Below are 12,540 nucleotides of genomic sequence, written 5' to 3'. Positions count from 1 at the left end.
TTATCAGAAGCCTTGTTCTTTAAGTTCTTTTACTATATCTACATAAAATTCTCTCACGTCAAAATCTTTGATGTTCTCCCTGAAAAGGTCGATAACGTCGCCATGAGAAATGCCACGCTTGCCCTTGTGTTCTATCATCTTGGCGTTTTCACCATAAAGTCCCGACTCAACTGTTACTAGCCCGTCATTGCCCTTGCCGTATGGCTTGTTGAGCAGATAGCCGATATTTAACGGAAAACCTGCGGAACGTATACTGTTCATTTTGCTCATCACGGAGCGGTAGGAAACCAACTGGCTGTCAGGGGTGCTTGCGTTAAGCTCAGAGCAGTTTTTGTAAGTCAGGTCATAAACGCCATCTAAAAAGCTTGGGCCTTTGTCACCCAGAGCAGTGAAAAGCTTGTTGTATTTTCTATCAACAAAGCCCTGTATGCTCTCAGGTATCTTCTCAAGAAGCATATCAACGAATTTACAGCCATAGTGTGGCGTGTTTATGGTGGTAAGAGTTGCCACATATTTGTCCATGCCGAGGTGAGAGATAGCGTATCTCGAGTCAAGCCCACCCTTTGAGTGTGCGATTATGTTGACCTTTTCTGCGCCAGTTTCTGCAATGACTTCTTTTATCCTTTCAGCTACCTCAGTGGCACTGACGGATACTTTGTTGGCGGACTGTTGCTTGCCGTAATAGACCTCTGCGCCATTTCTAATAAGTTCATTAGGTACCCTGCCCCAATAGTTTATTACCTGCCAATCACGGAAGAATATGCCATGCACCATAAGTATAGGATACTTTGTCTTGCATATCTCGTTCTCTTTTCGTGCAGCGTCAAGGTCAAGCTTTGCCTGCTCGAAGTAGTATTCACTTCTCGCTGTCTTGTAGAATTTTCTGAACACGATGCAGTTCACAAGAGGTATGTACCAGGTGAATAACAGAATAACATACCACAGTATTTTCACCTGACGTGCCGAAGCCGCTATCCGCACAATGCCACTCAAACACAAAAGCGTTGTTATAGCATAAGCGCAAAGTGCATTTGCAAGAAGCCGCCAACCGTTCAGCTTTGTAAAGCAAAGCGCTATCACTATTATAAGCTGTATAACGCTTTGCAAAACACCGCAGCCAAGTACAAACGCTCCGGAATCAAGCCGTCGGATTTTTCCATGAGAACCTTTGCGTCCATGTGATTTGAACATGAAAACCAAGGTGTATAGTGCAAAAAGTATGATGATAAGCGTTTTGAGCAGAGAATTTATGTCAATAAGTTTCCACAGCAAAGGTGCGTTTGCAAGCAGAAGCACCGGTATAGAAAGAAAAGTTCCCCTAATTTTTTTCATTTTTTACCCCTTAAAGATTATTTTTCAGCTTTACGTGTCTAATATCGTTTCCCACAAACATAATAGGCATGAAACAGCCTGTGAGCCTCGAAACTATACGCTCATTATATTTTCCATTGTATTCTTCATTGGTGAGATTGGTAGAGATTATCGTTGGCCTGCCAAGGTTGATACGCTCGTTGATTATTTCATAGATCACGGAATCTGTAAAGCTCGTTTGAAATTCTGAGCCGAGGTCGTCAAGGATAACAAGGTCGGCATTCTCTATGATGTCAAGTGTCTGACCTGTAGCTCTGCCGAAATGCTCGTCCTCTATCTGTCTGAGAAGCTTAAGCAGAGAGGCGAAAATGACGCTGTAGCCCTTTTGTATAAGTTCATTTGCAATGCAGGCTGAAAGAAAAGTCTTGCCAAGACCTGTTTTGCCAATGAAAAACAGTGATGGAGAGTTTTCATGAAATTTGTCAGCATATGCACGGCAGTTTGAATACACCGTTCTCATTTTCTCTCTCGGTGACATTCCGTTACCGTCGCTTTCAGGATAAAATTCTATTCTGAACTCAGAGAAATCGTGGAGCTGGATACTGCAATTCTCGTTAAGCTCCTCAGTGGTGTATTTTTTCAGCAAGTCGGTGAAGCACTGGCACTTCACTCCGTCACGATAGCCATAATCACAGCATTTAGGACAGTAATAGTGATAATCAAGGTAGTCTTCAGGATAACCTCCCATTTTAAGCAGTCCTTTAATGGCACGTTTAGTATTGGCATTGTTTTGACGCATTTTTTGTATATATTCTCTTCCATGAGCATTTTTGCCTACTATGCCCTTCATTAGTTCACAGTTATTTGCTTTTAGTGATCTTGTAAGAACCTCTATTTCAGGAAGTCGCTGTGCTATCTCCTGAGCGTGGACCTCATGCTCGTTCATGACAGCTTCACGCCGTCTTTTAAGTTCATTTTCAGCCTTGTCATATGCGGTTATTGAATATTTCATTTTCTACTCCTTATCATAGCTTTCCTGATTTTTCTAGATCAAAATTCATTGCGAATTTTTCAAAATCATCAAGATTATAGGAAGTTTGCTTATTAGTATTCTTATTTTTCTTGGAGGTGTGGTACTTTTCGTCCTCGTGTGTGACCTGTTCAGGGGTAGTGATGCTCTTGCCAGCCCAGTTTGACAGTATAGTGTCTATATATTTGTAATTCAGTTTGTTGGTATTGTCAACGCACTTGTTATAGGCTATCTCCAGCATTTCAACAGTGAAGCCCATTGTTCGCCACTTTTCTATAAACTCGAGCTGCTGCTTTGACGGCTTTGCGGTCTGTCCGAAAATTTTCAGTACCTTGAATTCATACTTTTTTATGTTGGAAAGCCTAATTATTTCTTGTTCAATTTGTTGATAAGTACAGATGTCTTGTTCAAACCACCCACGCATTACTGTCACAAGGTAAGACACGTTGTGCTTTTCAAGTGACACACAGTATTCTGCGGCTAAGAGAATAGATGCAGCATCAAATCGGTAATATTCGTAAAGAGCAAGAAGTTCCCCTTGCTCAGTTCCATTGATAGTGCGTTGTAAAACGGTTTGTATCTCGTCAAAAAGATGTGCAAGGTTAGGGTCCTTCTGCTGTTTTTCCAGTATCTCGGAATTTTTGTACCTTATGCACAGCTTGTTTGAAACGCTCTGACGTTTCGGGGCAACTGCCTCAACTTTTGAAACAGGCTCGGCCTTTGTTTCAGGCTCTGAAACAGGCGTAGAAACGGCTTTGACCTGTGCAGGATTTGTCGTATCACTGTGTTCTGTGGTGATGACTCCTAGCGATACCCAATGTGTCACAGCGTCAATGACAGTGTTCTCAGAAAGTCCGGACTTTTCCGCAAGCTTTGCACTGTCGCATTCACGTTCCGTTGAACAGAGTATGCAGAGAAGTACCTTTACAAAGTCGCCATCACTTAATTTTATGTATTTATCGACCACTTTAGACGGCACTGAAAAACTGCTTCCCCAGCGGTCGCAATCAAAAGTATATATCATTATGTATCCTCACAAATATGATTAAAAATATCCAAAATAATTATATCACATAATCTGGACTTTTGCAACAAAATTTGTGCATTTGACTTTTGGTAAATAAAATGCTATAATAGGCTAATACCAAAGAAACGGAGAGATAAAAATGATAAGAAAATTTGTGCCTGAGGACAGGGAAGATTATATCAGATTTTCCACTGAGTTCTATAATTCTTCTGCGGTGGACAAACCTGTTCCAAGAGAGCATTTTGAGCAGGGCTTCGATGAAATGATGAGGTCTGACGTGTATGTGCAGGGTTATATGCTCGTTTGTGACGGCAATAATGTTGGCTACTGTGTTACAATGAAAACATATTCAGTTGAAGCAGGCGGTATTACTATATGGATAGACGAGCTTTTTGTGCTGGAGGAATACCGCTCAAAAGGTCTAGGCAGGGAGCTTTTTAAGTATATCGAGGAAAATGGCGACAAAAAGCTCCGCCGTATCCGACTTGAAGTCGAGCTTGAAAACGGCAGAGCCATATCGCTTTATAAGAAAATGGGCTTTGAGCCTGCGCCTTACGACGGAATGTGGAAAACTATTTTATAGTTCTCTCGTGAATTTCCCTTGAAATGCTGTCGCAAACCTTATTAAGTGCGGCGTGGTCCATTGCGGCGATATAATACTTTTCTATCTCGTCATGGACTTTCTTGGCTTTCTTGATGCCTGAATACACTTCCTCTGCAAGGTCGGAGGCGGTGACTTTATCTAATCTCAGTCTTGTTTTCAGGGCTGAGATCTTTTTCTTGTCATAAAATCTGCCCATGTTGATAGCTTTTTCAAAGCCGTCAAGCTGGCTTATAGGGGAATTTATCACAAATGCGATGCCAGCCTCCGGGATAAGCAAATGCTCGTAAAGGGTGTTGCCAAATAGGATAGCAGGGCAGAGGATAACATCATAACCTCGCTTTACAGCCTGCTGTGCCATGAGGGTGACGAACTTGTGGGAAGCGGCATAATAATCATCGTTCATGGCGAACACGTCAAGGTAGCTGTCAAGAGTGGCAAGCTGCGTCATACAGCCGTATTCTGTCAAAGCGGTCAACTGTCTAAGATCAGTTTTGCCGCTGCCAGAGCCTTTTTTGTTTAGAAGACGTTTTGCTGATCGTTCTGTGAAGCTTTTCAGCTTTTCCTCCAGCAGACAGCCTTCACCGCAATTGTAGGTATCAAAGCAAACGTTAGACAGGGCAGTGGTAAACCTTTTGCTTCTTGCCAAAAGCGACTTGTTTTTGTCTGTGACCTCGATTATTTCAGATCTGAAGGCCTTCAGTTTTTCTTCGTCCCAATACTCTCCTAAGTTGATTATTTTCTGACAAACTCCTGGATATGAACATTCCATAACGTGTGGCGCAGTGCCGTCGCAGATTATGGCCTTTGATGTATGCAGAACGATTGCATCAAGGGAAGCAGGATCAGAGGAGCAATAAAATCTAGTGACGTCCTCTGTCGGTTCAAACTCGGCGGCTATCTTTTTCATAAGTGAAGATTTTCCCGTGCCTGCACCTCCTTTGAGTATGAATGTGAAATACTCCTTATCAGCCATTATCTTGCCAAATTCCGTGGAAAACCCATTCTGCGTCATTGCACCAAAAAAATACTTTTCTGACATAAATTACCCTCCATATCTCAAACGCATCAGATCAGTGTGACTGCGTTTGCATTTTCATTTTTATAATATGTCAGAAAAAGCATGATTGTTCAAAAAAATTAGGTGGACAAAAAAAGCTTGAATAAAGTAAAAAAACTTTCATTGCATGACGTTGCAACTTGATATTGTAATAACGACTTTATCTTTCCTGCCTGCAACAGGATACAAAACGCCGTCCGCTTTATGCAGTGCCTTTTTTACTATTGCAGAACTTTTCATTATGTTCCGCCTTTCTTATCTATCTTAATTCTGCGGTATCATACAGCTAGTTATGACTAACTCGTAAACTTTTATGATAGCACAACAAGGTGGAAATGTCAATAGAATTGGGGCGATGGAAGGCGGTAAGGACAGAAAAATACCGATACAGAGGGGGCTGTATCGGTGGAATATATGGGTAAAGCTTAGTCTGGAAATTCAAGAGATCTTGTACATATCATTTTTGTAGAACATTATTGAATCGTTTTTTTCAGAGCGCCTTAGAACGGTAAGGACATTATAAACATCTGGAAATGGCGAAACCATACCCATACACGCCATACCAAAATTCAATCCATTAAATACTCTAAATTCGGCAGGACTAATTAAAAATAATATAAAAGGAATCACCCCAAGAACAAAAGGCAGCAGACACATCAATATAAACCTATCTCGTTTTAATGGATATGATGCTAATGCCACAAATGTTGTCTTTCCTTTAATTCTTCCTATTGTTACATCTGCGTCCTTAGGATAAACGATTCCGTGTAACCACTCGTGAATTATCAACAATAAAAAGCCTAAAGCAAATCCCACCAGAATAAATATTGGAGAGATCACGACCACCTTGCACACAATGGTTTTACCAAGCATAGCGGCAAAAAGTAAAACACATAGAATTACAGCTATCGGCAACGCTTTTTTCATCAGTTCATCGACGCTCTTAGGCGTTTCTATCTTTATTGCATTATCGGGTAAGTTTCCTGTTTGATATTTATTTATATCTTTTATTGACCACACAATTTTTATCATATTACATACCTTTGTTTATCTAATCTCGATTTATCGTCTAACTATATCGTATTATTCATTATACCACACCATATGCCCCAAAGTCAAGCAAACTATTCGATCCGATATAGTTTGAAACTATATCTATCCCACAGAAATAAATATTTTACTATCGCCTTTTTTCGTGCTATACTAAATACCAGCAAACCAATAGGAAATAAACTATAGTAAAATGAAAGAGGTAATGAAAATGAACAATAATATCAAAGCACCATGCCGCTACGATTTTGTGGGCAGCTTTCTCAGACCTGACTATCTGAAAAAGGCAAGAGCAGATTTTGAAAACGGCGCTATCACAGCCGAGCAGCTTAAAGAGGTAGAGGATAAGGCTATCCTTGACCTCGTTGCAAAACAGAAAAAGGCTGGCTATCATATCATCACAGACGGCGAGTTTCGCAGAGCAACATGGCATCTTGACTTTATGTGGGGCTTCAACGGAGTTGGTCACAGCAAGACACAGACAGGTCTGCCATTCCATGGTGAAGCCGCAATGATAGACGATACATACCTCACAGGCAAGGTATCAGTTGGCGACCACCCATTTGTTGAGCATTTTAAATTCGTTAAGGCTCTCGAGGACGAGAACACAGTCGCAAAGCAGACTATCCCTGCACCTGCACAGTTTCTTGAGCAGATGATAATGCCTTTCGCACTGGAGAACACAAAGAAGTATTATGACGATACAGAAGAGCTTGTTCAGGATATCGCAAAGGGCTACAGAAAAGTCATCGCTGATCTTTACGCAGCAGGTTGCCGCAACATTCAGTTCGACGACTGCTCATGGGGCATGATAGTTGACCCTAATGCAAAGGCTATTTTTGAAGTTGATGACGCAGGTCTTGAGGATATAAAAAGACTTCTGTTGAGAATAAACAACCTTGCTATCGAGGGCAAGCCTGAGGATCTTGTTATCACAACACACGTTTGCCGTGGTAACTTCCACTCAACATATGCAAGCAGCGGTGCTTATGACAGCGTTGCAGAAACACTTTTCGCAGGTGAAAACGTAAGCGCATATTATCTTGAATTTGATGATGAGCGTTCAGGTGGCTTTGAACCTTTGAAAGCAGTAAGCGGCGACAAGAAGGTAGTCCTCGGACTTATCACATCAAAGAAGCCTGAGCTTGAGGACAAGCAGGCTGTTATCGACCGTATCCACGAGGCTGCAAAATACATCTCACTTGACAGACTTTGCCTTAGCCCACAGTGCGGCTTCGCTTCCTGCGAGATAGGCAACAAGCTCACAGAGGAGGAACAGTGGGCAAAGCTTGCTCTTGTTAAGGAGATCGCAGAGGAAGTTTGGGGATAACCAACAGATTTAACATATATCCCGAGGGATACTCAATATTCTTGATAAAAAATGACTCATGTCAAAACATATCCGACTTATTAACAGATCATACGAGTGCAGAGAAAAGGATAAATAAAAACAGGTAGATAACTCAATTGAGGTATCTACCTGTTTTGTTCATATTTCACTATATAGGTCATTCATATTAGTTCTTTGAAAATGTCTATATGAGTATATATCAAATTGATGTGAGTCATTTTTTTAGCTTAATTATGTTGCCACACGCAACGTATTTTTTATAGCCTATGTACCCAATCAATAGCCGCCTCTGCCCAATGAGCCGCCACCGGCTGATAGTGACCTTCCCATGTGGCAGTGGTTTCGTCGCACAATGCAAGTCCATGTCCACCGTATTCATAAATGTGGCTCTCGAATGGAATGTGATACTTTGAAAGACTGCACATATACCAAAGTGTGTTCTCAACCCTTACACAGCCATCATCAGCACAGTGCCAGATGAATGTAGGAGGAGTGTTCTCCGATACTCTCTTCTCCATTGAAACAAGCTCTCTGAGCTCCGATGATTTTTCCTCGCCAATAATATTGAGTATTGAGCCTTCATGAGTGTATTCAGGTTCGGATGTGATAACAGGATAGCCCAAGATAGAGCCGTTTACCTTGATGTCCTCAGGGTTGCAGCCAAGAGGCTTTGTGAGCAGCTCGCTGTTCCAGAAGTTTGCCATTGTTGCCGCAAGGTGTCCGCCTGCTGAAAAACCGCATACTATTATCTTGTCAGGGTCAATGTCAAATTTCTCCGCATTATCTCTAACATACTTGACAGCCGCTGCACATTCAAGAACGTCAGTAGGAAATTTTTTCTTGACGCATGAATATCTCAACACAAACGCACATATGCCTGCACCCAAAAATCTGAATGCAACAGGCTCAGCTTCACGCTCAGAACACCAATCATATCCTCCGCCTGGACAAACGATAACAGCCTTGTGCTTCTTTCTGCCTATTTCCTCAGTTAGCGTGTTGTAATAGCAATCAAGCACAGGTGCGCAGCCTTCGCTTGAAACGCCAGCCTTTTCATAATCCACTTTTATTTCTACTGTTTCTTTAAGCATTTTCTTTCCTCCGAAAATTTATTCTGTAGCCGCCTGCTGGTCTGTCTGAGAGGACGAGTCAGCAGGTGCTGCATTTTCTGTCATATTTACGCAGACGATATAGCCGTCAACGTTGTTGCCTGAGATAGTGTTAGGACGCTCATTGTTGCTGTCGTCAAGTGGTACAGGCACGTTTGTGGTGCTGCCCTTGTCTGCGGCAACGTAGTAAACTGAATACTCAGTGTCGTCAAAAGCCGTGAATGTAAGCGGTTTTTCAAATGTATAGTCCTTGACAAAATCTATGTATTCTTCAAGGCAAAGCTTGTTTGCTGTCATTATCTCAGCGTGTGGTATTCCTACATATCTGAAATGATAAGCCATAGGGCTTACACCTGTGATGTCAGCTTTGTCCTCTGGGTATCTGAGGATAAGTCCGTATTTCCAGCAGTTTTCAGATATCCAACTATAATCTCCCTCGCCTGTGAACTCAGGATATGCGCCTGTGCTTGCGTCATAAAGATGCAGGTCAAAGGCAAGTCCAGTGTCATGCTCGTAGCAGGCAGAGCTGCTGTCTTCATCATCTTCCGCAGGCATAGCTGTGTTTATCATAAGTGTTGATATCTTCTTGTCAGCATAAAAATCATTGCCCATTTTGCCAAAGGCTTCAAAGGTCTCTTTTTTAGCCGTCAGTTGAGTGCTGCTGGTGGACATTATTTGACTTCCGTTCTTGTCAAACAAATAGGAATAAACTGTGTCTGTGTTATTCACTGTACCGGTGAATGAGTGGTCGCCATTAACGAGAACAAGATCTCCATTTACCATATCAGTTTTGTTTTTTGCGGTAACATAAATATAATTGCCCGTAAGCTTTTTTACAGCTTTTTTACTGCTGCTGTCAGCCTTGACCGCAGAGGAGTTTGACGAGCTGTCGGAAATTTTCTTAGGGCTGTCAGCTTTTGAACTGCACGATGTAGATATTCCCAGAATGATCAAAAGCAGTATGGCAAGAGCCGCTGCAATATTCTTGTATTTATAACGTTTTACTTTTGGCACTTAACATCACCTTCCTGTATAACATACACCTAAATTATAACACATTTTTCGTAATAAGTGAACCATATGCCACTGTAGTGTCGGCACTTTTGTTATATCAGACAAATGTTTTGCGGACGTTTTATGCAACAAGCACAAACAAAATAAGGGCTGTACCGCAAAACAGTACAGCCCTTAGTAATAAAAATTCTGTTAGTTTCTTACATAGTCAACAACAGACTTTATGAACGCACGTCCCTCAGGGGAGTGGGAAAGCTTATCAAAATCGCATGAGCAAACTACCACCTTGCCGCCGTCCTTTTCATACTCGTAGAGGAGTGAAAGATCGTGGTTGCGGTCAAAGTTGTCGATAGTTCTCACGATAACATTTTTCTCGCCCTTAAAGTCGTCAAGAATAACCGAGCGTGAGTTCTGAACTATCTCCCACCACTGAGGCGTTGAGTATTTTTCCCCTGCAAAGCCTGCAAGAGCAGGGTGTTCATTGTCGATAAGAAGTCCCATTGTGCCAACAGGGTCAGGTTTTTTCATCATCTGTGAGATGATACAGAACATATGATAGCACCAGAAGTCCTGACAGTAGAAGCCCTCAATAGAATTTTCAAGCCTTGAAAGGTCAGGGACGATAAGTACGGTCTTGCCCTGTTTCAACAGGCTCTCAGCCTCATCGTTCACCTCGTCGAAAATGTACGCACCGCTTATGTCGGTCTTTTCAACGGTAGGTATCGCCCAAAGGTCATAATGATTGTGAATGTCAGTGCCCTCTATCTCAAGTGAAAGCACAGCCTTTGTGTTCTTTTCGACTTGTGGGAAAGTGAACTCTGCGTCGCAAATGTCGGTGTAATTGCCCTCTGATACAAAATCTTTTTCCACCTTGCCGATTACTTCGCCGCTTTCAAGAGCGAGGGTGCAGATAAGTTTGCCGCCTTTAAGCTCAGGTCTGTAATTGCAAAGCTCTGCGTGGGCCTTAAAGCTGCTGCCTGCCTCGAAAACATAGCTGTCAAAGCGTGCCATTACAACGGCGTCATTGCAGAACTCTCTCCATTCGCTGTCGGTGATAAGACCCTTGCTGTCCATGAATGCGTCAAGTACACCCACAAGGGCAGTACCCTGACCGCTGAAATCCTGAATATCGAGTATCTGGAAACCGCCGAGAAGTCTTGAACGGAAAACAGCCTCCATTTCTTCTTTATAGCACTGTACAGCAAGCTTGCCTGAGCATTTGAAATAATCCTCAGCCAGCGGAAGCAGACCCTTTTCATCAAGTCTTTCTCTGAATACCTCAAAGTTTCTGGCTTTAAGGGAGCCCGTGTATTTCTCTATCTCCTTGAAGTTCGGATAAGTTTCATACTGACCTATTTCGTGAGTAACGATAGGCACTTCAGGGATAAAATCTGCGTCAGCATCGCTTGCCTTGACAGTTTTCATGGTCGTGCCGTACTGTATCTGAACAGTGCCGTCCTCTGAAATTTCCGTGGAGCTTGCCTGCTTCTTAGGTCTTATAATGCTGTCATAATCGTGATTTGCCGCAGGCTTGTCAGTCTGAATATGACCAAGTGGAGCGTCACACATAGCGTATGAGCCTCTTATAAGCCTGTCGTTTGCAAGTCTTACGCCAACAAAGAAATCGTCATTTTCTATAACGTTAGGGAACCACTGGAAATTGTTTGAACCTTGTGTGTAAAGGTGTCTGTTGTCAAATTTCTTGTAGCCGCCTATTATATCGTTGAGTATCTTCTTTGAACCCCAAAGCTCGTTGCCCATTGACATCATGCAGTAGGAAGGGTGATTGCCGAAGAATTTCAGCATATTGAAGCCCTCTTCAACGAGGAAATCCTGCTCCTCCTGATTGTGGTTTTCCTCGCCCTCTTCTGTGATAGTTCCCCAGAAAGGAAGCTGTGGCTCCATATAAATTCCAAGCATATCCGCAGCGACAAACGCAGCCTCAGGGGGACAGCAGGTGTGATAGCGGTAGTGGTTCATGCCGTATGACTTTGATATCTTCATTACCCTCAGCCATTCCTCAAGGTCGGTAGGTGCAAAAGCGGTCTTAGGGAATATCATGCCGTCATGCTTTCCTCTGAGAAAGGTTTTTTCTCCGTTTATGGTGAACTTTCCACCCTCAGTCATGAACTCACGCATACCGATGATATGCTCGCTCATGTCACCGTCGATATCTATTCTCAGCTTGTAGAGATTAGGCTCATGCTCACTCCAAAGCAGGCAATCGTCGCCCATTTTGTATAAAGCGTCAAGCTTGCCGTCGGTGTATTCAAAGCTCTGCACCTCAGGAGTGTGGCTTTTTTCGCTGTTGAAACTCTCAGCGCTTATGACAGCTTTTCCGCTTTTTCCGCCTGTTATGTTGGCTGTTACTCTTACTGTCTTGTTATGAATATCGCACCAAAGCATAACATTTTCAGCGTGGGCGTTTTTGTAGCCTATAAGCTCGATGCGTCCTGTGATTCCGTTCCAGTTGGTTTGAGTGTCAGGTGAAGTCAGGTGTCCGCCCTTGGTCTTGTAGCCAACATTTGAAACGCAGATAGTCATTTCATGCACGCCAGTACCGATATACTCGTTCAGGTCATAGATGTGCGGAGTGCAAAGGCTCTCCTGCCTGCCTATCTTTTTGCCGTCTATATAAAGTTCAGTTATTCTTGTTCTTTCAAGATAAAGTTTAAGATTTTCACATTGCAGAGCAGAGAAGTCAACGTTTTTTCTGAACCATGCAAAGCCCTCAAATTTATATGTGTCTGTAAGAAAGCCTGTTTCTCTCTTAGTATTGTATTCGCCTTTTTTAGCGTTGGAAGTGGTGTTTGGAAGGTTTATTGTATCATCAAAAACAAGGTCAGTACCCTTACATTCCTTGTCAAGACACAGCAGCCACTCACCGCTGAGGTCAAGCTTGTTTATCATTAAGCAACTATCCTTTCAAGTTCAAATTTTCAATATCCATTATAACATATGGTATTGCCCTTTTCAACAGTAATCCT

General features: G+C 42.5%; 10 protein-coding genes. 2 read left to right on the top strand and 8 right to left on the bottom strand.

The window, feature by feature from the left end:
• Window positions 1-3: 3 nt before the first annotated feature.
• Genes AB5627_RS02390 through AB5627_RS02380 form a run of 3 tightly spaced genes read right to left on the bottom strand, consistent with a single transcriptional unit; the run spans window position 4 to window position 3,365 of the window.
• Window positions 4-1,332, bottom strand: coding sequence for a triacylglycerol lipase (locus AB5627_RS02390; protein ID WP_022287325.1), 1,329 nt, complete (start codon window positions 1,330-1,332; stop codon window positions 4-6).
• A gap of 10 nt (window positions 1,333-1,342) precedes the next feature.
• A complete protein-coding gene (locus AB5627_RS02385) occupies window positions 1,343-2,323 on the bottom strand; it encodes an ATP-binding protein (protein WP_022287324.1) in 981 nt (326 codons plus the stop codon).
• 13 nt (window positions 2,324-2,336) lie between these two features.
• A complete protein-coding gene (locus tag AB5627_RS02380; RefSeq protein WP_022287323.1) occupies window positions 2,337-3,365 on the bottom strand; it encodes a DnaD domain protein in 1,029 nt (342 codons plus the stop codon).
• Between the two features lie 142 nt (window positions 3,366-3,507).
• Here AB5627_RS02380 and AB5627_RS02375 point away from each other — a divergent pair, with 142 nt between their 5' ends.
• Window positions 3,508-3,951, top strand: coding sequence for an N-acetyltransferase (locus AB5627_RS02375; protein ID WP_022287322.1), 444 nt, complete (start codon window positions 3,508-3,510; stop codon window positions 3,949-3,951).
• Here the strand turns inward: AB5627_RS02375 and AB5627_RS02370 are convergent.
• Together AB5627_RS02370 and AB5627_RS02365 are read right to left on the bottom strand one after the other, a co-directional pair.
• Complete coding sequence (locus tag AB5627_RS02370) at window positions 3,941-5,011, bottom strand: hypothetical protein (RefSeq protein ID WP_022287321.1); 1,071 nt, start codon at window positions 5,009-5,011, stop codon at window positions 3,941-3,943. The genes AB5627_RS02375 and AB5627_RS02370 overlap by 11 nt on opposite strands.
• Before the next feature lie 456 nt (window positions 5,012-5,467).
• Window positions 5,468-6,061: a DUF3267 domain-containing protein gene (locus AB5627_RS02365; protein WP_022287319.1), complete on the bottom strand. Its 594-nt coding sequence runs from the start codon at window positions 6,059-6,061 to the stop codon at window positions 5,468-5,470.
• Between the two features lie 229 nt (window positions 6,062-6,290).
• Between AB5627_RS02365 and AB5627_RS02360 the strand changes: the two genes are divergently transcribed.
• On the top strand, window positions 6,291-7,409 hold the full coding sequence (locus tag AB5627_RS02360) for a 5-methyltetrahydropteroyltriglutamate--homocysteine S-methyltransferase (protein WP_368369651.1): 1,119 nt from the start codon (window positions 6,291-6,293) through the stop codon (window positions 7,407-7,409).
• A 278-nt stretch (window positions 7,410-7,687) separates the two neighbouring features.
• Here AB5627_RS02360 and AB5627_RS02355 read toward each other — a convergent pair whose 3' ends face one another.
• The 3 genes from AB5627_RS02355 to AB5627_RS02345 all read right to left on the bottom strand — a co-directional run bounded on the left by AB5627_RS02355 (window position 7,688) and on the right by AB5627_RS02345 (window position 12,463).
• Window positions 7,688-8,521 carry an alpha/beta hydrolase gene (locus AB5627_RS02355; protein WP_117923844.1) on the bottom strand — a complete coding sequence of 278 codons (834 nt, stop codon included), beginning with the start codon at window positions 8,519-8,521 and terminating at the stop codon, window positions 7,688-7,690.
• An 18-nt stretch (window positions 8,522-8,539) separates the two neighbouring features.
• Entirely contained in the window at window positions 8,540-9,553 is a 1,014-nt protein-coding gene (locus AB5627_RS02350) for a M15 family metallopeptidase (RefSeq protein ID WP_278945908.1), read from the bottom strand.
• 192 nt (window positions 9,554-9,745) lie between these two features.
• Window positions 9,746-12,463 carry a beta-glucuronidase gene (locus AB5627_RS02345; protein WP_368369650.1) on the bottom strand — a complete coding sequence of 906 codons (2,718 nt, stop codon included), beginning with the start codon at window positions 12,461-12,463 and terminating at the stop codon, window positions 9,746-9,748.
• Window positions 12,464-12,540: the final 77 nt, after the last annotated feature.

It is taken from the genome of Ruminococcus sp. RTP21198st1_G1_RTP21198_201120 (assembly GCF_040924265.1).
In the GTDB taxonomy this organism is placed as follows: Bacteria; Bacillota; Clostridia; order Oscillospirales; family Ruminococcaceae; genus Hominimerdicola; species Hominimerdicola aceti.
Note: the sequence above shows the minus strand (reverse complement) of the source record. Positions and strands in the feature narration are given on the sequence as shown.

Coding starts and splice junctions, on each gene's coding strand:
- AB5627_RS02390 (WP_022287325.1), bottom strand. CDS start 1,332: ATGAAAAAAATTAGGGGAACTTTTCTTTCTATACCGGTGCTTCTGCTT.
- AB5627_RS02385 (WP_022287324.1), bottom strand. CDS start 2,323: ATGAAATATTCAATAACCGCATATGACAAGGCTGAAAATGAACTTAAA.
- AB5627_RS02380 (WP_022287323.1), bottom strand. CDS start 3,365: ATGATATATACTTTTGATTGCGACCGCTGGGGAAGCAGTTTTTCAGTG.
- AB5627_RS02375 (WP_022287322.1), top strand. CDS start 3,508: ATGATAAGAAAATTTGTGCCTGAGGACAGGGAAGATTATATCAGATTT.
- AB5627_RS02370 (WP_022287321.1), bottom strand. CDS start 5,011: ATGTCAGAAAAGTATTTTTTTGGTGCAATGACGCAGAATGGGTTTTCC.
- AB5627_RS02365 (WP_022287319.1), bottom strand. CDS start 6,061: ATGATAAAAATTGTGTGGTCAATAAAAGATATAAATAAATATCAAACA.
- AB5627_RS02360 (WP_368369651.1), top strand. CDS start 6,291: ATGAACAATAATATCAAAGCACCATGCCGCTACGATTTTGTGGGCAGC.
- AB5627_RS02355 (WP_117923844.1), bottom strand. CDS start 8,521: ATGCTTAAAGAAACAGTAGAAATAAAAGTGGATTATGAAAAGGCTGGC.
- AB5627_RS02345 (WP_368369650.1), bottom strand. CDS start 12,463: ATGATAAACAAGCTTGACCTCAGCGGTGAGTGGCTGCTGTGTCTTGAC.